At 38.0% G+C, this 19,662-nt stretch carries 17 protein-coding genes and 12 tRNA genes; 2 read left to right on the forward strand and 27 right to left on the reverse strand.

The annotated features are described in order from the left end of the window. Positions 1-96: 96 nt before the first annotated feature. The 13 genes from DPQ31_RS00745 to DPQ31_RS00805 form a co-directional block, all read right to left on the reverse strand. Positions 97-167 (reverse strand) — tRNA-Gly (locus tag DPQ31_RS00745). Position 168: 1 nt separating this feature from the next. After that, positions 169-245: transfer RNA gene (locus DPQ31_RS00750), tRNA-Pro, on the reverse strand. A 4-nt stretch (positions 246-249) separates the two neighbouring features. Next, positions 250-326, reverse strand: a tRNA-Arg gene (locus DPQ31_RS00755). A 97-nt stretch (positions 327-423) separates the two neighbouring features. After that, positions 424-506: transfer RNA gene (locus DPQ31_RS00760), tRNA-Leu, on the reverse strand. Positions 507-522: 16 nt separating this feature from the next. Beyond that, positions 523-595: transfer RNA gene (locus tag DPQ31_RS00765), tRNA-Lys, on the reverse strand. Positions 596-600: 5 nt separating this feature from the next. Then, positions 601-675: transfer RNA gene (locus DPQ31_RS00770), tRNA-Gln, on the reverse strand. Between the two features lie 87 nt (positions 676-762). Then, positions 763-838 (reverse strand) — tRNA-Asp (locus DPQ31_RS00775). 3 nt (positions 839-841) lie between these two features. Continuing rightward, positions 842-918 (reverse strand) — tRNA-Met (locus DPQ31_RS00780). Between the two features lie 25 nt (positions 919-943). Further along, positions 944-1,019: transfer RNA gene (locus DPQ31_RS00785), tRNA-Val, on the reverse strand. 4 nt (positions 1,020-1,023) lie between these two features. Then, positions 1,024-1,098, reverse strand: a tRNA-Glu gene (locus DPQ31_RS00790). Positions 1,099-1,106: 8 nt separating this feature from the next. Next, positions 1,107-1,197, reverse strand: a tRNA-Ser gene (locus DPQ31_RS00795). 3 nt (positions 1,198-1,200) lie between these two features. Beyond that, positions 1,201-1,275: transfer RNA gene (locus DPQ31_RS00800), tRNA-Asn, on the reverse strand. Between the two features lie 114 nt (positions 1,276-1,389). Further along, positions 1,390-1,848 carry a SprT family protein gene (locus DPQ31_RS00805; RefSeq protein ID WP_000343549.1) on the reverse strand — a complete coding sequence of 153 codons (459 nt, stop codon included), beginning with the start codon at positions 1,846-1,848 and terminating at the stop codon, positions 1,390-1,392. Positions 1,849-2,055: 207 nt separating this feature from the next. On the opposite strand from DPQ31_RS00805, the gene cmpA reads away from it, so the two are divergent. Then, a complete protein-coding gene (cmpA, locus tag DPQ31_RS00810) occupies positions 2,056-2,172 on the forward strand; it encodes a cortex morphogenetic protein CmpA (protein WP_001143642.1) in 117 nt (38 codons plus the stop codon). A gap of 58 nt (positions 2,173-2,230) precedes the next feature. Here cmpA and DPQ31_RS00815 read toward each other — a convergent pair whose 3' ends face one another. The 6 genes from DPQ31_RS00815 to acpS form a co-directional block, all read right to left on the reverse strand. After that, complete coding sequence (locus DPQ31_RS00815) at positions 2,231-4,399, reverse strand: Tex family protein (protein WP_000426215.1); 2,169 nt, start codon at positions 4,397-4,399, stop codon at positions 2,231-2,233. Between the two features lie 68 nt (positions 4,400-4,467). Beyond that, positions 4,468-4,818, reverse strand: a complete 351-nt coding sequence (ndoA, locus tag DPQ31_RS00820; RefSeq protein WP_000635963.1) for a type II toxin-antitoxin system endoribonuclease NdoA — start codon at positions 4,816-4,818, stop codon at positions 4,468-4,470. Positions 4,819-4,822: 4 nt separating this feature from the next. Further along, on the reverse strand, positions 4,823-5,110 hold the full coding sequence (locus DPQ31_RS00825; RefSeq protein ID WP_000004570.1) for an antitoxin EndoAI: 288 nt from the start codon (positions 5,108-5,110) through the stop codon (positions 4,823-4,825). A gap of 299 nt (positions 5,111-5,409) precedes the next feature. After that, on the reverse strand, positions 5,410-6,579 hold the full coding sequence (gene alr / locus DPQ31_RS00830) for an alanine racemase (protein WP_098227106.1): 1,170 nt from the start codon (positions 6,577-6,579) through the stop codon (positions 5,410-5,412). A gap of 117 nt (positions 6,580-6,696) precedes the next feature. After that, entirely contained in the window at positions 6,697-7,647 is a 951-nt protein-coding gene (locus tag DPQ31_RS00835; RefSeq protein ID WP_141555945.1) for a LolA family protein, read from the reverse strand. Positions 7,648-7,803: 156 nt separating this feature from the next. Further along, entirely contained in the window at positions 7,804-8,163 is a 360-nt protein-coding gene (acpS, locus tag DPQ31_RS00840; protein ID WP_000583421.1) for a holo-ACP synthase, read from the reverse strand. 92 nt (positions 8,164-8,255) lie between these two features. Here acpS and DPQ31_RS00845 point away from each other — a divergent pair, with 92 nt between their 5' ends. After that, the gene (locus tag DPQ31_RS00845; protein WP_000908504.1) at positions 8,256-8,828 is read left to right on the forward strand and encodes a rhomboid family intramembrane serine protease; all 573 of its coding nucleotides are present in this window, start codon (positions 8,256-8,258) and stop codon (positions 8,826-8,828) included. Here DPQ31_RS00845 and uvsE read toward each other — a convergent pair. The 8 genes from uvsE to DPQ31_RS00885 form a co-directional block, all read right to left on the reverse strand. Further along, positions 8,821-9,783 carry a UV DNA damage repair endonuclease UvsE gene (gene uvsE / locus DPQ31_RS00850; RefSeq protein ID WP_000961173.1) on the reverse strand — a complete coding sequence of 321 codons (963 nt, stop codon included), beginning with the start codon at positions 9,781-9,783 and terminating at the stop codon, positions 8,821-8,823. The genes DPQ31_RS00845 and uvsE overlap by 8 nt on opposite strands. A gap of 93 nt (positions 9,784-9,876) precedes the next feature. After that, the gene (locus tag DPQ31_RS00855) at positions 9,877-11,466 is read right to left on the reverse strand and encodes a degradosome RNA helicase CshA (RefSeq protein WP_000206605.1); all 1,590 of its coding nucleotides are present in this window, start codon (positions 11,464-11,466) and stop codon (positions 9,877-9,879) included. A gap of 305 nt (positions 11,467-11,771) precedes the next feature. Then, positions 11,772-13,148 (reverse strand): UDP-N-acetylmuramoyl-tripeptide--D-alanyl-D-alanine ligase, encoded by a 1,377-nt coding sequence (gene murF / locus DPQ31_RS00860; protein ID WP_000610668.1) that lies wholly within the window; start codon positions 13,146-13,148, stop codon positions 11,772-11,774. A 60-nt stretch (positions 13,149-13,208) separates the two neighbouring features. Then, positions 13,209-14,294 carry a D-alanine--D-alanine ligase gene (locus DPQ31_RS00865; RefSeq protein WP_000161430.1) on the reverse strand — a complete coding sequence of 362 codons (1,086 nt, stop codon included), beginning with the start codon at positions 14,292-14,294 and terminating at the stop codon, positions 13,209-13,211. Positions 14,295-14,532: 238 nt separating this feature from the next. Continuing rightward, positions 14,533-15,807, reverse strand: a complete 1,275-nt coding sequence (locus DPQ31_RS00870) for an MDR family MFS transporter (RefSeq protein WP_000799751.1) — start codon at positions 15,805-15,807, stop codon at positions 14,533-14,535. A gap of 107 nt (positions 15,808-15,914) precedes the next feature. After that, positions 15,915-17,330, reverse strand: a complete 1,416-nt coding sequence (locus DPQ31_RS00875; protein ID WP_000809353.1) for a branched-chain amino acid transporter BcaP — start codon at positions 17,328-17,330, stop codon at positions 15,915-15,917. 223 nt (positions 17,331-17,553) lie between these two features. Next, on the reverse strand, positions 17,554-18,726 hold the full coding sequence (locus DPQ31_RS00880; RefSeq protein WP_097958311.1) for a homogentisate 1,2-dioxygenase: 1,173 nt from the start codon (positions 18,724-18,726) through the stop codon (positions 17,554-17,556). After that, complete coding sequence (locus tag DPQ31_RS00885) at positions 18,692-19,648, reverse strand: fumarylacetoacetate hydrolase family protein (protein ID WP_097958312.1); 957 nt, start codon at positions 19,646-19,648, stop codon at positions 18,692-18,694. The genes DPQ31_RS00880 and DPQ31_RS00885 overlap by 35 nt, the downstream gene beginning before the upstream one ends. Positions 19,649-19,662 lie beyond the last annotated feature (14 nt).

Below are 19,662 nucleotides of genomic sequence, written 5' to 3' on the forward strand. Positions count from 1 at the left end.
GGATCAAACTCTCCAATAAAGTTAGTTTGTCTAGCATCTAAAAATAAAAATTGACGTTTCACGTTGTTTGTTTCGTTCAGTTTTCAAAGAACTAAAAGCGGGTGAAGAGAATCGAACTCTCGACCAGAGCTTGGAAGGCTCTTGTTTTACCACTAAACTACACCCGCGTGGTCGGGAAGACAGGATTTGAACCTGCGACCCCCTGGTCCCAAACCAGGTGCTCTACCAAGCTGAGCCACTTCCCGTAATTGGCGCGCCCGAGAGGAGTCGAACCCCTAACCTCTTGATCCGTAGTCAAACGCTCTATCCAATTGAGCTACGGGCGCTTATTCATGATGTTTTTTCGTCGTTGTCTTTTGGCGACTCAATTATCTTATCATACTACATTTTCAAACGCAAGTACTTTTTTAAGATTTTTTTCGATGCGGCCGAGAGGACTTGAACCTCCACGGGGTTTCCCCCACTAGGCCCTCAACCTAGCGCGTCTGCCGTTCCGCCACGACCGCGCGGAAAAAACAAAAGTGAGCCATGAAGGATTCGAACCTTCGACCCTCTGATTAAAAGTCAGATGCTCTACCAACTGAGCTAATGGCTCGTAAATGGCTGGGCTAGCTGGATTCGAACCAGCGCATGACGGAGTCAAAGTCCGTTGCCTTACCGCTTGGCTATAGCCCAATGAAATAGTTATCTTCTTTTTAAAGACAAATGTTATTTTACCATAATGTCCAATAAAAAACAACTACTATGTAGCAGAAGTTAAAATGGCGGTCCCGACCGGGGTCGAACCGGCGATCTCCTGCGTGACAGGCAGGCATGTTAACCACTACACCACGGGACCATTTGGTTGCGGGGACAGGATTTGAACCTGCGACCTTCGGGTTATGAGCCCGACGAGCTACCGTGCTGCTCCACCCCGCGATAATACTATTCATATAAATTTATATGGTGGAGGATGACGGGATCGAACCGCCGACCCCCTGCTTGTAAGGCAGGTGCTCTCCCAGCTGAGCTAATCCTCCAAAGTGGTGACCCGTACGGGATTCGAACCCGTGTTACCGCCGTGAAAGGGCGGTGTCTTAACCACTTGACCAACGGGCCAATATGTATGGCAGAGAAGAAGGGATTCGAACCCTCGCACCGCGTTAGCGATCTACTCCCTTAGCAGGGGAGCCCCTTGAGCCACTTGGGTACTTCTCTGTATGGCTCCGCAGGTAGGACTCGAACCTACGACCGATCGGTTAACAGCCGATAGCTCTACCACTGAGCTACTGCGGAATAATGAAGACAATTTGTATCTTATAAAACTTCTCATCGTAAGTCAAGATGTTTTTTAACAATATCTTGCACAAACGTGACATGTTTATAATATACTGGATTGCGTTTTCACTGTCAAGATGTTTTCGCTACTGGTTTTAGTTTTCCCTTACAATTTCCACAGACATATCTTTTTGTATTTATTTGACGTCTTCTTACATATTGAAGCGAACACTCCATACATTCATACATATAAACCTTCTTTTCCTTCTCTTCATTAATTATTCGCTTACAAAAACGTGGTGCACCTACCTTTTTTAATAGTTCACGAAAATCCCTATCCCGATGCTTATATCCTCTCCCTGTAATATGCAAGTGATAATGACAAAGTTCATGTTTAATAATCCCGACTAATTCTTCTTTACCATACATTTCATAATATCGATAATTCAGTTCGATATTGTGACTCTTCAATAGATAACGTCCACCAGTTGTACGTAATCTATTATTAAACATCGCTTTATGTAAGAATGGCATCCCGAAGTATCGTAGGGATACTTCTTCCACTAGCTGCTGAATTTCTTTCTCATCCATTCTCATTCCCCCTAAACAAAAAAATATTTTTACACTTTTCTCCCTTCCTATACATATATTAAATAGTACATATACCCATCCTCATTCAAGAAGCGTGGTTTCTAAAAATACGACATTAATAGAAATCCACTCACCAACCTCTCGTCAATAGTACCTTAACTACAAAGGTAAATTTTTGAGAGTAGGATTATACAAGGAGGGATTCCTATGCCTACATGGCTAAAAAAACAAATGCAACGTGCATATTTTGAAAAAAACCGGTATCAAATTAAATTGCTAAATGAATGCTGGTTTTATTATAGCAAAATACATCAAAGCTCATAATCCATTACACTTTCTACTCCATAAAAAAAAGAGCAGTTTTATCTGCTCTCTTTTCTTACTATTCAATCGGTAACATAGATAATGCAACACGACCTTTTTTTGTATCAATATCATCTACCCATACTTTTACGATTTGCCCTACAGATACAACATCTAATGGATGCTTTACAAACTGTTTGCTTAATTTAGAAATATGCACTAAACCATCTTGTTTTACACCAATGTCAACAAAAGCACCAAAATCAACAACGTTACGAACTGTCCCTTCCAGTTCCATACCACGCTGTAAATCTTCTAATTTCAAAATCCCTTTTTTCAGAAGTGGTTTTGGCAATTCATCCCTCATGTCTCGCTCTGGACTAATTAAGGCATCAATAATATCAACCAATGTCGGCTCACCGATCTCCGTCTCTTGAGATAATTTAGAAACATCCACTCCCTCTAAACTCTCCTGCAAGTTCGGTTTCCCTACATCATTCTTCGATAACCCTAGACTCTTTAGTAGCAATTCGACATTTTTATATTGTTCTGGATGGATCCCTGTACGATCTAACGGATTCGCGCCTTCTAATATACGTAAAAACCCAATACACTGTTCATATGTTTTCGCACCTAAACGAGGGATTTTCTTTAATTCAGTACGCTTCGTAAATTTCCCATCTTCCTCACGCTTAGCTACAATATTTTTCGCAACTGTTTTTGATAACCCCGAAACATATTGTAACAATGCAACTGAAGCTGTATTTACATTCACACCAACTTGGTTAACCGCTGTCTCTACCACAAATGTTAACGATTCATTTAATCTCTTTTGAGTTACATCATGTTGATATTGCCCCACCCCTACCGATTTAGGGTCAATTTTCACGAGCTCAGCAAGTGGATCTTGCAGGCGTCTTCCAATTGAAACCGCGCTTCTTTCTTCAACTTGGAAATCAGGGAATTCCTCACGAGCTAAATCGGAAGCCGAATACACACTTGCCCCTGCTTCATTTACAATAATATAAAAAACATCCTGTTTCACACTTTGTAATACATCTACTATAAACTCTTCCGTTTCTCTAGAAGCTGTGCCGTTCCCAATTGCAATCATTTCAACTTGATATTTATCTATAATAGAAAGAACTTTCTTTTTTGCATCATCATATTTACGAACAGGTGGATGCGGATAAATAACATCGATATATAGAACTTTCCCCGTATCATCTACTACAGCTAATTTACAACCAGTTCTATATGCAGGGTCTACGGCTAGCACAACCTTCCCTTTCATTGGAGGTTGTAATAATAAATTACGTAAGTTCTCAGAGAAAATATGTATCGCTTGTTCTTCAGCTGTTTCTGTTAATTCTTTTCGAATTTCTCTTTCAATCGAAGATTGAATTAATCGTTTATAACCATCCTCAATCGCTAATTGTACATAATGCGCACTTTTTGAATCGTTATCACGGATTACTTTCTTATATAAGAAAGTTATTATCTCATCTACTGGCGGAACAACAGAAACTCTCAATATATCTTCTTTCTCACCGCGATTCATCGCTAATACACGATGCGGTACTACTTTCTGCAACGGTTCTTCATAACTGTAATACATTTCATATATATTCTTTTCATCTTTTTCTTCGTCTTTTACAACCGAAGACATAACACCTTTTCTAAAAGTAACATTCCGAATCCAACTACGATACGCAGCTTCATCTGAAACGATTTCTGCAATAATGTCTTGCGCACCTTGCAACGCCTCTTCTGCAGATTCCACTTCTTTTTCTGCATTAACAAATTCCATAGCCTTTTTAGCCGGATCTTCTTTTTTATATAACAATAACCATTCAGCTAGCGGTTCTAATCCTTTTTCTTTTGCAATCGTCGCTTTCGTTCTTCTTTTCTCTTTATAAGGACGATATAAATCTTCTACTTCCTGTAGTTTCGTTGCGGCAACAATATGACGGCGCAACTCTTCGGTTAGCTTACCCTTTTCACCAATAAGACGAAGAACCTCTTCTTTCCGATCTTCAAGCTGCATCATATATTGCCATCTCTCTAAGATTGCACGAATTTGCACCTCATCTAAAGAGCCTGTCCATTCTTTTCGGTAACGAGCAATAAATGGAACTGTGTTACCTTCTTCTGTTAATTGAATAACATGACGAACTTGCTTTTCGGTAAAGCCTAATTCTTTCACTAACATTTTCATTAACGCTTGTCGATTATCTACCATTTCCATATACAACCGTAACCTCCTCTATAATAAAAAAAAGTTGCCCTTCAAAGAGAGCAACTTAAACTGCCGATTTAAAAATCTATTAGTCCTAAACTAATTTGTAACGCTTCATCTACACGAATCATCATCACTTCATCCAAATGAGTGATTTTGTCCGTTAAGCGTTGCTTATCGATTGTTCGAATCTGCTCAAGTAAAATAACAGAATCTCTCTCAAATCCATACTTTTTCGCATCAATTTCCACATGAGTGGGTAATTTCGCTTTTTGAATCTGTGCAGTAATAGCCGCTACAATCACCGTTGGACTAAAACGATTTCCGATGTCATTTTGAATGACAAGAACCGGACGAACGCCTCCTTGCTCAGAACCAACAACTGGGGAAAGGTCTGCAAAATACACGTCGCCGCGTTTTACAATCAAAATATTACCCCCCGCTAACTAAGCGTTCTACCGTATGAGCTGCTTCATACTCTGCTAAGAAAGCTTCAGATGCAATACCAAGATTAATTTTTCCCATTTCAATGTACCCACGTCGCATTGATTCATGTTGGTAGCGTTTCTTCGTCTTATGTTGACGCAATAACAGTTGTGTTGCCTGGCAAATTAGTTCATGGCGATTCTTATTCTCTTGTTTTCCAATTCCGTCCAATTCCGTTACCATTTGCTTTGGCAACCGAACCACGATTTCAGTAGTTACACTTGATTCGGACACAAAAATACACCTCCACCGTCAACTACACACCCAAATATATATATGACACCTATTGTAATAATACCATTGTATGGAGCCTGTTGCAAAGACTTCCTTATTCCTTGCTTATGTTTTCCAATTCACAGGAAAAACATTCATCTTCTATTATTTTTCATCTTATTTTAAACAAGGAACAAAAGAATTCCTCTGCAAAACTTATATTAAAAGTGATTATAAGTAAAAGCTTCTCATCAAAAAAGAGCATATTCTCCATCAATAAAAAGCTCACTTAAATGACAAGAAGCAAATTAGATGATCTTCTATATATTATTCAAATAATTGATGATTTCTACAACTTTACCATGTCGTATAAATATTCTCGGCACACGGAAACTAATCGTTGCAATAATTTCATAATTAATAGTCCCGGAATATTCAGCAACCTCTGTAGCGCTAATATATTCATCACCTTGTCGTCCAATGAGTGTAACTTTCGTACCAAGCGGGACTTCACAAGGAAGATGAATCATGAATTGATCCATTGTTACTCTCCCTACAATCGGTACTCTTTTACCATCCACAAGCACTTCAAATCCTTGTAATCTTCTAAGCCAGCCATCTGCATATCCAATCGCAACAGTTGCAATCCATTCTTCAGTTTTTGTTCGGTAAGTGACGTTATAACTAATTCCATCCCCTTTAATCACCTGTTTAATATGAGCAACTTTCGTATGCAACGATAACGCCGGTTCTAATTTAAATGGTAAAAAAGGACGTATTTCTACAGATGGGGATAATCCATACATCGCAATACCAATTCGTACTGCATTAAATGTAATTCCTTGAAAACGTAAAGTTGCAGCACTATTAGCTGTATGGACAAATTTAGGATCCACTCCGAATTCCTTCAACCAACTTAACTGCTGCAAGAACGTGTTATATTGCTTATCAAAATACGAAGTCTCAACCTCATCTGCTGTTGCAAAATGCGTATATACCCCTTCTAACTCTAAAAATGGTGCACCTTCTAAACTCTTTAAGAATTCTTTTAATTCTTTGCGTTCGCGTATTCCAATTCTCCCCATACCACTATCAAAATTAATATGGAATTTCATTATAGATGAACCATCCCATAGTTTGATGGCTTCTTCCACCCATTCTTTTTGAAAAACAGTTAATGCTACATCATTTTCAGCAGCTACATTTATATCTCGAGGCGGGGAAGGACCTAGCACTAAAATTGGTACGGTAATACCAGCCCTTCTAAGAACTAAGGCTTCATCTAAAAAAGCAACTGCTAATCTTGTTGCACCTGCTTCTAATGCCGTTTTAGCCACCGGTACATAATCGTGCCCATATGCATTCGCTTTAACTACAGCAAAAATCTCAACATTAATCGGAATGAACTCTTTAATATGCGTAATATTGTTATAAATCGCATCTAAATCCACTTCCACCCAAGTATCACGGTAAAATGACGCTTCTTCCATAAATACACTTCCTTATACACGATATGCGAAGCTTATTCTTTTATATGCTTCTTTTATGAAATCCACCTTCAAACTAAGAAAAGACGTGGTGCACATATATCACCACGTCTAAGAAGTTTACTTCACCTGCTTCGCTGTAACTGAACGAGCTACCATTAACAACTCATTCGGCTCTAAACCTTTAGACACGAGCATATATTCTACTCCGTTATGTGACCACGTTACAGATTCTTTCGTCAATGCACCAATCGTAAACCCAAGATCAACCGGCTCTCCACTTACACTTACCGCTGACGAAGCCTCTGCAACTTTTGCCTTTTCTTGTATTAAGGTAAAGGATTTCTTATTTCCAGTGTATGTGAGTATCGCACGCTTGCCACCGTCTGTCTTCAACTCTTTTTCGTCTTTCAGAGTCATGCCTTGCGGCGTATCACGCGGATACAAAATAGCAAATGGTTTGTCTTCTTTCGCTGTTGTTTGAACATCTACTTGCGCTCTAGACATATTTTGTTTCGTATCAAATGCACCTTTATCAAATTTCGCATCGAATTTCACTTTAGAGAAATCTACTTTCACAAGAACATTTTGATCATTATCCATTAATTTCACCGAAACTGGTGTTAAATCGCTTTTCTTCAATGCAATCTCTTGTTTCGGTAACATATTTTGATGTTGATAGTTTGTTTTTGTTTTGAAAATATAATATTTATCTGTTTTCTCGAAAGTAAGGTTTTTCTTATCCTGCAAAATATCTCTTACAAGTGATTCATATAAATAGGCCTGGCTACTATTTTGCGGCCAATCACTTTGAAAACGGAAACTCTTATTAAGCGCTGGCGTTAATACAAATACCCCTTCTTCATTTCTTAAAATAATTTGGCTCTGATCTTTTTTTGCATTCTGTAAATTCACACGATAAAAAGAAGGTTCTTTATGCCAAATTTCCACGTTATACTCCTGAGGCTCATTCCCTGTTTTAATAGTTAATTTCGCTTCAGCTTGATAACTTTTCATCCCTTTCACTTTCGCTTCTAAATCTCTCACGACATCATCTTGTTTCTTTTCCATACAGCCCGCCAACACAAAAACGGTCAATAAACCGACAAGAACTAAAAACAGACGCCTTTTCATCACTTCAGCCCCTTTGCCCCTATAAATGAATGGAAGGTGTACCTTCCTTATCGCTACCTCAAATATATGAGACAAGGATATGAAATATGCAGACTAGCGTGACGAGCTTTCTAAAACAACTTGTGCAACAGCAAATTCCTTACTATGACTAATTGATAAATGAACAATATGCTCTGTATTTGCAATAAGAAGCGGCTTACCTCTATCATCATTTTTCACTTCAATATCTAAAAAACTCACTTCTTTCCCGATACCAGTGCCTACCGCTTTTGAATACGCCTCTTTCGCTGCAAATCTTCCCGCTACAAACTCTATAAGGCGACTCCCTTTCAGTTCCATAGCAACATTACGTTCACTTTCAGTTAAAATACGTTCCATAAATTTAAGCTTTCCATCTAGCATTTTTTCAATTCGATTTAATTCAATAATATCTATTCCAATCCCTATAATCATTTCGAAATCCCCTTCTTCTATTTAACTTTCTTCTTTCATATTGTAAGAATAACAGAGAATCATTCTGATGCAAAAGGAGTGATACTACCAACATGCTAATACGACCCACTCGCATTTCCTTAAATCCAATCATCCTCTCTTTACTTCTTATTCAACTAGTCATGATGATGTTAGACGACTTCTTTCTCTTTCCAATGGCAGCTAACAATGAATATATCACTAAAGGAGAATGGTGGCGTGTCATAACTTCTCTGCTCGTACACGTGGACTTACAACATTTTCTTTCTAATAGTATTTGCTTATTTATTCTTGGCTCTTCTATCGAAAAACAACTCGGACACATTTCTTTTATCATTCTATTTTTCCTTCCCGGTATTTCCGGAAATATCGCTTCTTATATCATTATGCCTCCTGAATACATTCATGCAGGAGCATCTGGTGGTATTTTCGGGTTACTAGGCGCCCAACTATTTTTATTGTACAATCGATACCGCCCTTCACACTCAAAAGAAATTGCTATTTTCTCAATCATGATACTTATATTACTATTATTTACTTTCTTTAATCCTTTCGCCAATCCTATAAGCCATTTAGCAGGATTAATAACCGGTGGTATTTTAACTCCTTTTTTAACAAAAAAATTCGATGGTGCTGAGCTTATTTAATGTAAAAGCTCGCACCATCGATAATTTCCACATCTATTTGTTTACTTAAGTCTCTCATGAGTTGAAATAAAGACTCATCCTTCTTCTTCGCCTCAATCATACAATCAATTTGCCCAACACTTCCCTTAATCCTTCTTAAAAAAGATAAGAATGCATCAACATCAATAAAATCAGCGTGTGCCCTCGGGTCTTTCTCATCTCTAGGACTGGAGATATGCATTTTAACTGGTAACAAAGATGTTTCCCACGTATGAACAACACGCGCCCAATCTTCATGCCAATCTTCTCGTTCATTGTTCATCGTATGATGATGCAAATCAAACACGACCGGAATGTCTAATTTTTCTCCTAAATACAATGTTTCCGCTAGCGTGAAGGTTGTATCATCATTTTCTAACATGATCATTTCTTGAATACCCCTTGGAACGTTAGACCAATTTTCTATAAAGCGTTCTAATGCGAGCTCTTTATCTTTATAACCTCCTCCAACATGTAATACACATCGTTGCTTATGTTCAATCCCCATACCTTTTAATATTTTTTTGTGCATCTGCAAAGTTTTTACTGACTGTTTAAAAATACTTTCCTCCGGTGAATTTAGTACAACAAAGTGATCCGGATGGAAATCAATACGCATATTCATACGAATTGCGTATTCACCTAGCACTTTTAAACTTTCTTTTAATGGACGAATATAGTTCCACTCTAACAACTCCTCATGATTCGCTAAAGGAATAAGCTTAGAACTAAGTCGAAAGAAAGATATATCATGCCCCTTATTATGCTTTAATAACCGCAAGCAATTTTCCAAATTCGAATTAGCGATTCTTTCAAGTTTACGAATCGCAGCCTCTCGATCATCAATCCGTTGAAACTGTGCATATGTCATCGTTTGAGATGGAGATGCGTTCTTCAAATGCACACTCATCGCAACATACCCAAGCCTTACAAGCATATCGCACCTCTTTTCTACATGAGTTATTATGTAGTATGTACAATTTTAGAAATAAAAAAAGAGAATGCCAACAAAGGGCATTCTCTTTTTTTATTAAGCTTGTGGACGGCTATGATGTTTTCTTTCGCCGCGTCCATTTGAAGAAGATCCAGGGCGACCTTGACCTTCACCTCTACGACCACGGTTACCATCACGGCCACCATCACGATTGCGATCACGGTTACGACCATCGCCACTGCGTCCATCACGGTTACGGTCACGGTTACGACCATCGCCACTGCGTCCATCACGACTACGATTACGGTTACCATCACGGTATCCGCCTCCGTTACCACCGCGTTTTTTAGAACCGCCACCTCTTGAAACAACTGGTGGTTCTGATGTTAAAGCGATTGGTGTTGTATCTGGCTCTTTTGTCATCATTTTTAAAGCAGCAGCTACTACTGTTACAGAGTCGTTCTCTTCTAACATTTCTTCTGCAATACGCTTGTAGTATGATAAGTTATCATTTTCAATTGTGCTTTGAAGTTTTTCAGCGATTAAACGTTGTTGACCTTCTAGTGCCTCGTCAAGTGTCGGTGCTTCCATACGGTCAACCTTACGTTTTGTTGTACGCTCGATATTTTTTAATTGTCCTGATTCACGTGGTGTTACAAATAACATTGCAATACCTTTTTTACCTGCACGGCCAGTACGACCGATACGGTGAACGTATGATTCTGGATCTTGTGGGATATCGAAGTTGTATACGTGTGTTACGCCTGAAATATCAAGACCACGCGCAGCAACATCTGTTGCAACAAGAACTTCAATAGCACCTTCTTTAAATTTACGTAATACAGACATACGTTTCGCTTGTGTTAAGTCACCATGAATACCTTCTGCTGCATAACCACGTAAGTTTAATGCTTCTGATAATTCATCAACACGACGCTTTGTACGACCGAATACGATCGCAAGCTCTGGAGATTGAATATCTAGTAAGCGCGTTAATACGTCAAACTTTTTCTTTTCTTGCACTTCTAAATAGAACTGCTGAATGTTTGGCATTGTTACTTCTTTTGCTTTTACTTTAATGTGTTGAGGCTCAGTCATGAAACGCTCAGCAATACGACGGATTGGATCTGGCATTGTCGCTGAGAATAATAATGTTTGATGTGTTTCTGGCACATCTGTTAAAATTGCTTCAATATCTTCAATGAAGCCCATGTTTAACATTTCATCCGCTTCATCAAGAACAACAGTCTCAACGTTTTGTAGGCGAAGTGTTTTACGGTTAATATGATCTAAAATACGACCCGGCGTACCAACAATAATGTGTGGGTGTTTTTTTAGAGCACGAATTTGGCGGTTAATATCTTGACCACCATAAATTGGTAAAATACGAACGCGTTTATGTTTACCAATTTTGTATAGCTCTTCTCCAACTTGAATTGCTAATTCACGCGTTGGCGCGATAACAATACCTTGAACTGCTTCTTTACGAGTATCTACTTTATCTAATAGCGGTAATCCAAATGCTGCTGTTTTCCCTGTACCTGTCTGCGCTTGCCCAATAATATCTTTACCTTGCAATGCATGTGGGATTGTTTCAGCTTGAATCGGCGTAGCCTCTTCAAAGCCCATACTTTCAACAGATTGCAATAAAGATTCACTTAATCCTAATTCTCGAAATGTTGTCAATGTTACTTCTCCTTTTCTATCCTATACTTATCATTTAAAAAAAGGCATTTTCCGAATTGGCGGAAAAGCCCTTTTCCTGAATGCTCACGTATATAAACGGGCGTATTTCTACACGAAAATACTTTTAAACGTTATTACACTTTATCAATTATAAGTTTTGTATGTGCAAAAAGCAAACCCAACTGTTACCTTATTTTCATATTCAGGACTTTTTTTCTTCACTTTTATTTTTTAACATCCTCTGTAAGCGCTTATTATAAGTTTCTTCTATTTTCGTGACTATCATCCCTATTTATATTCACCAATTATTTCAACATCGTAATAACTTCTTCTAATTTCATGCCACGAGATGCTTTAACTAATACAACATCGTTATTACCAACTACCGCCTGTAAATCTTTTACAAGCTCTTCTTTATTATGATAGGCCTTTACACGTTCACCAGGGAAATTAATTTCCGCTCCCTCAGCAATTTGAGCCCCTAATCTACCATATGTGAATACATATGAGATTTTTGCTGGGTCAATTAATTTACCTACTTCATAATGAAATTGAACCTCTTGGTCTCCAAGCTCTAACATATCACCAAGCACGACGATTTTTTGAGAAAAACCATCTAAACCATTCATTAAATGGAATGCTGCTTCCATAGCTGTCGGACTTGCATTGTAAGCATCATTGATAATTGTTAACCCACTATCCTTTTTTACAATTTCCATGCGCATACCTGTCATTTGAAGTGTTACTAAACCTTGTTTCATTTCTTCCCATGTCACACCAAAATGTTTCGCAATCGCCATGGAAGCAAGTGTATTATACACATTATGTTTCCCTAACACTGGTATATAGAATGAAATGTTTTCTTCTCTATTCATTTTAAAATGTGTGCCAGTTGCCTGTAATGTTACAGTCGTTGGATAGTAATCGTTTGCTCTCGCATCACCAAATGTTACTGTTTCCGTCGCTAAATTCATTTCAGGAACACGATTTGTTAATAATGGCTCATCTCCGTTATATACGAACACTCCGCCTTCTTGTAATCCTGCCACAATTTCTAATTTCGCTTCTGCAATTGCCTCACGAGAGCCTAAATCCATTAAATGCGCCTCACCAATGTTCGTAATGATAGCTGCATTAGGACGAGCTAACTTAGATAAGAATTCAATTTCTCCTCGGCTTGACATACCCATTTCTAATACAGCAACTTCCGTATTTTCTTCTAGGTTTAAAATAGTAAGAGGTAAACCGATATGGTTATTGAAATTACCTTCTGTTTTTTGAACTTTGAATTTAGTCGCAAGAAGGCTTGTTACAATATCTTTCGTAGATGTTTTACCGTTACTACCTGTCACACCAATAACTTTAACATCCAATTGATCGCGATAGTTTTTCGCTAACATTTGTAATGCCAATAGTGTGTCTTCTACAAAAATAACTGGAAGATTCTCAGGCGGATTTGCTACATCTTTCATCCATAATGTAGCAACAGCTCCATTTTCAACAGCTTTATCTACAAAAGCATGTCCATCGAAACGTTCACCTTGAATCGGAACATATAAATTTCCTTTTTCGATTTTTCTCGTATCAATAGACACTCCCTGTATAGTAATTCCCTCATACTGCTCTGCTAATCCCGTACCATTTATCATCTGTTCTACTTGTTTTAACGTTCGATTAATCATGAAAACACTCCTTACATAGAGGAAGCACTATTCCTTCGAATAGTGCCTCCTCCTTTTTTGTTATATTGTATATTTAATTTTTTGTTTTTCTTCGTGACGTTCAATCGCTAAACGAATTAGCTCTTCGATTAATTCTGGATATGGTAATCCAGTATGTTGCCATAATAGAGGGAACATACTAAACGGCGTAAATCCTGGCATTGTGTTTACTTCGTTAATATATACTTCTCCGTCTTTCGTTAAGAAGAAATCAGCTCGTGTTAAGCCTGCACCATCTAAAGATTGGAATGCAACAATTGCATCTCGCTTAATTACATTAGACTCTTCTTCTGTCATTTCAGCTGGAATAATTAACGCTGTATCACCATCGATGTACTTCGACTTATAATCATAAAAGTCCTTTTTCGGTACGATTTCACCTACAACTGAACATTTCGGTTCGTCGTTACCTAGTACACCAACTTCTACTTCACGACCTACGATATTTTCTTCTACAATAATTTTGCGGTCGAATTGGAATGCCTCTTCAAATGCACTCTCAAGTTCTTCACGATTTTTACATTTATTAATACCAACACTTGAACCAAGGTTTGCTGGTTTTACGAAGCAAGGATACCCTAACTTCTCTTCTACTTTGTCATAAGCTTCTTCGCGATTTTTTTCCCATGCACTACGAATGAAAGATGCATATTTCGCTTGTTTCAAACCAGCTTCTGCAAAGATATTTTTCATAACAACTTTATCCATACCGGCAGATGATGCTAGAACACCATTTCCTACATAAGGAATGTTCATTAATTCTAATAACCCTTGAACCGTTCCATCTTCACCATTTGGTCCATGTAGTAATGGAAAAATAACGTCGATAGCATCTTCCTCAGAAGTTGCAGATGGAATAATTTCCGTGCTTAATGATAACGGAGAAATCGAATTTTCTGCACCGCTCATTTTTAAAGCTTCAACATCCGTTACTTCACCTTCAATACGCTCACCGCGTACCCATTGACCTTGCTCTGTAATATAAATCGGATGAATCTCGAATTTATCTTGATTTAACGCTTTAATAGCAGCAAGAGCCGTCTGTAACGAAACTTGATGCTCAGCTGATTTTCCACCATATAATAAACCTAATTTAATTTTCGTCAATTAAATCACCCTAACCAATTGTTTTCATTTTTCTATTTTAGCACTTTTTATAAAAATAGGTAGTTCCTATTTGAAATAAAATGTAACTTCCACAAATAATTAAATGACACCACTTATTGGATTTCTACACTTTTCTATTTCATTTTCTTCACAACTACACAAAATGAAATGGCAACCTAATCTAGTTATGTACCTAAAATATGTAGAAATCCCCTTTTTGTGTATGTCACCTATTTTATTAAGAAGATTGTTTGGTTAGTGTGTCCTTTTGCCTTTGTTCCACGAGGCGATCTAAAGAAACGTATACAATACCTGCAACTAAACATCCTACACCTAAAATTGTAAATAAGAAATGTCCGAGTAATCTATCTAATAAAAAACCTCCAAGAAGTGGACCAAATGCACTTCCCGTAATCCACTGCAAACTCGCTGCTCCCATATAAGTTCCTCTCAAATGCTCAGGGGCCAAATTCGCTACAAACGTCATCTGTACAGGCGACATAATCATCTCGCCTAACGTATATATGGCATACACGAACATTAACGTCACTAAAATAATTGTAGCATTTGTATTAAATTCTCCAAACCACTTCGGTAACCACCCTATAAAAAACAAACCAATTCCAAACAAACACGCCCCGTATAACATCGTCTTTCCGACAGGTTTATCTGTCGCCCATTTTGAAATTTGAAACTGGAACAACACAACTAATAGTCCATTTAGCGCCATTAAATACGGGTATGGATTGTTAACTCCAAAAATATCCTTCATTTCATTATCAAAGTGAAGTGGTAACATGCCTTCTGTTTGGGAAAATCCCATAGAAATAATGATACCTGCTAACAAATAAATCATTAACGCCTTATCTCTCATTAAAACTTTCCAAACTGCACCTGATTCCTTCTCTGCATTCTCTTCTTTTTTATCTGCTGCTTTTGGCATTGTCTCCTGGATAAGAATTAGTACAAGTAATGCATAAAATAGCATCGTAGAAGAAGCAATAATAAACACAAGATTCTTTGACAACACCACTACTGATGCACCCATTATTGGACCGATTGCAGCACCTATATTGTGTCCCATTCGCAATAAACCATATGCTTCGGTTCTTTTTTCTGGCGCGGTCACATCTGCAACCATCGCTGATGCAGCTGGATGAAATAAAGAATTACTTAATCCTAAAAAAACAGATAAAATTGCATATGAAATAAACCCTTCTATAAATAAAAAACCGAGCATTAATAATGCATTACTTGCCATTGAAAATATCATAATCGGCTTTCTTCCATATATATCAGCAATTCTTCCACCTATAAGCGATCCAAAGCTTGCAGCAATTGGAGAAAGCGCCATAATAACTCCAACCTGTAATAAAGAATCTACCTTATCTTTTAAATATAATGCGAAAAAAGGCATTAACATCATCATCGCAATTCCATTCAATGTCTCACCGATAAATCGAATCCATACGTTACGATCCATTTCCCTTAGCTCACGCCATGTATTTTTCATATTTTCACCCCTTTAGTTGACCAACAATTATCTTATAATAGATTCAGAAAAATGTAAATTTTCAAACAAAAAATCCATTCTAACAGAATTAGAATGGATTTTTCCACTTATAAATTCGCTACATCATCTTCTTTTTTACTATTATTTAAAACACTATGTTTTCGACTATATAAGAAGTAAACCGCTATACCGATAACCATCCATACTCCAAAACTAATCCACGCTGTCCCTGATAATTGAAGCATTAAGTATAAACAGAAAATTACTGTTAACGCCGGTAAAAATGGTACGAGTGGCGCCTTAAATGCTCTTGGTAAATCCGGATGAGTCTTTCTCATCACAATAACCGCAACAGCTACGAGTGCAAAGGCTGACAATGTCCCCATGTTTACAAGGTGTGCCAATACATTTAAATCTATTAATCCTGAAATCAATGCTGCAATAATACCCGTTGTCCATGTATTTAAAAACGGTGTTTTAAATTTCGGGTGAACCTTAGCCAGACGCTTCGGCAATAACCCATCACGGCTCATCGCATATGAAACACGAACTTGCCCATACATCATCACTAGCATTACAGTTGTAATCCCTGTGATTGCCCCTACTGAAATTACCCCCGCTAAACCATCTTGTCCAATAAATTGAAGTGCAAAAGCAACTGGATCTGATATATTCAGCTGTCCGTATGGAACAATTCCTGTCAGAATAAGTGAAACAACGATATAAAGAACTGTACATATTAATAACGATGCAATAATGCCGATTGGTAAATCACGTTGTGGACGTTTCACTTCTTCCGCAGCTGTTGAAACTGCATCGAATCCTATAAATGCAAAGAATACTGTAGCAGCCCCAGCCATTACACCATCTAAACCAAATGGCATAAAAGGCGTCCAGTTTTCAGGCTTCACATAATTAAAACCAGCAAAGATAAAAATAAGAACAACTGCTATTTTAATAAATACCATAATATTATTTACACGTGCACTCTCTCGAACACCCCTAGATAAAAGAGCTGTCATCACTAAAATAATTAAGACTGCAGGCAAATCAATTATTCCACCTTTTCCTGTGCCTGGGGCCGAAGAAAGAATGGTCGGAATATGAATCCCAAATCCCTTTAGTAAAGACTGAAAATAAGCGGACCATCCATTTGCTACAGCAGATGTAGCAAGTAAATATTCAAGCATTAAATCCCAACCAATTAAAAACGCGAATACTTCTCCCATCGTCGCGTACGTATATGTATATACGCTACCCGAGACAGGAACTGAAGAAGCAAATTCAGCATAACAAAATGCAGCAAAGGCACAGGCTAATGCGGCTATCGCGAATGATAATATAATAGCTGGTCCAGAATGTTTTGCTGCCACTACGCCTGTAAGAACGAAAATACCAGTTCCAACAATCGCTCCGATTCCAAGCATAGTTAAATCCAGTGCGCCCAATGTTCTCGCTAACGTTTTTTGCTTACTTTCTTGCATTAACTTTGCAATAGGCTTCTTTTGAAAAATTTGCTTCATCGTCCACTCCTCCAAGTTTTAAATTTTCTGAAAATTTTTAATTCGCTTTTTCATTTTACTCATAACACTTTTTCTCGTCAATACTTTTGTCGAAATAAGTAGAAATCTTTCGGAATATACAATATCCTTATTATTCTTTCTGAGAATCTTTCTATCACCTTATTTTGGTGTCATTATACATATTAAAGAGGCGTGCTCCTTTATTGAGCACGCCTCTTTTTGCTTATTTCACAGTATATGAACCATCTTCAATCCAGCTATACATATACTTTTCATCTTCCGTTTCATGTGCTTGTTTTACAATACGAAGCGGACGGAATGTATCTATCATAACGGCTAATTCAAGCGTCTCTTTCTTTCCGATACTTGCCTCTGTTTTCCCAGGATGCGGCCCATGAGGAATTCCGCTCGGATGAAGTGTAATAGACCCTTCTTCCACACCTTTTCGGCTCATAAAGTTTCCTTCTACATAGTACAGTACTTCATCACTATTCACGTTACTATGATAATACGGTGCCGGGATAGATTCTGGATGATAATCGTATAAACGCGGTACGAAAGAGCAAATGACGAAATTATGCCCTTCGAATGTTTGATGTACTGGTGGTGGCTGATGAATACGGCCTGTAATTGGTTCAAAATCCTCCACATTAAAGACCCACGGATATAAATAACCATCCCACCCAACAACATCTAGCGGATGATGCCCTAAAATATACTTATGCATATATCCTCTCGACTTTGTCATTACGACAAACTCACCTTTCTCATCATATGTCTCTAATTTTTCCGGGCCACGAATATCTCTCTCACAAAACGGGCTATGTTCTAACAATTGCCCATATTCATTGCGATAGCGACGTGGTGTTGTAATTTGGCTATTCGCCTCTACAACAAGAAACTTAGTCTCTCCTTCATCTGGAATAACACGATAAATCGTTCCAATTGGGATCGTTACATAATCACCTTTTCTATAGTGAATCGTTCCGAACATTGTTTCGATTTTTCCTGTTCCATAATGAACAAATAACATTTCATCGCCATCGCCATTACGATAGAAATAGTCCATTTTTTCTGTCGGAGTCACTACTCCAATTAATAAATCCTCATTCCCAAGCATAAAATTTCTTCCGCTTACTGCATCGCCCGTTTTTTTATTTTCTTTCGTGCGAAAATGACGATGTGCAAGAGCTACATCTTCTTCATACTGCAACTGACAAGAATGAGATACTGCCGCATGACCTACTTCCGTTGGCATATAATGATGGTACAAAATAGACTGCGTACCAGAAAAACCTTTCGTTCCCATTACCTGTTCACGATAAAGCGCTCCATCTTTTTTACGAAATTGTACATGTCGTTTATGAGGTAGCTCCCCCATGTGACGATAAAACATGCCCATCACCTGCTTTCATGTCTTTTTTGACCGTATTACGTAACGTACCTAAACCAGTAATCGACAGCTCTACAACATCTCCATCTTGTAGCCACTCTTCTGTACCAAGTTCTAAAATACATCCTGTTCCTACTGTTCCAGAACCGATCACATCTCCCGGATATAAGGTCACGTCTTGTGAAGCACGTTCAATCATTTCAGCAAACGTATAGTAAATATCTTGGAAATTTCCCTTTGATAATAGTTTCCCATTCACGTGAGCAGTCATCTCTAAATCATATCGATTACCATTACGATAAATGTCTAATTCCTCTTTCGTAACGAGATACGCTCCTAATGAAGTTGCAAAGTCTTTTCCTTTTGCTGGTCCAAGCCCTACCTTCATTTCTGTTGCTTGTAAGTCCCTTGCACTCCAGTCGTTCATAATACAATAACCAAAAATATATTCCTCTGCTCGCTCACGAGAAATATTCCTTCCTTCTTTTCCGATTACACAAGCAATCTCTAATTCATAATCAAGCTTTTTAGACTTCTTCGGACCAATTACAAAATCATCTGGACCAATAACAGCACGATGGTTAGTAAAATAAAAAACCGGGACATCATACCATTCAGGTACAACATCTAGTCCTCTTCGTCCGCGAGCTGTTTTTACATGCTGTTCAAATGCATAAAAATCTCGAATGCTACCCGGATTAGGAATAACAGCTGTCAATTGTACTTCTTCTAAGGAATATATACCCTTGTTTGGATTCTTACTATTACGCAGCAACTCTACATACTCATCCGCTTTCTCTAAAAAGGCGAGCATAGAGGAAGGGACTTTTCCGTCACTAGCAAGATTCATATCGATTACTTTGTCACCTTCAAGCCACCCAGCTCGCATTTCTTTCGAAGGGAGACGAAATGTAACAAATTTCATCATAATTCCTCCCT

Source organism: Bacillus sp. COPE52, from assembly GCF_003355115.1.
Taxonomy (GTDB): domain Bacteria; phylum Bacillota; class Bacilli; order Bacillales; family Bacillaceae_G; genus Bacillus_A; species Bacillus_A toyonensis.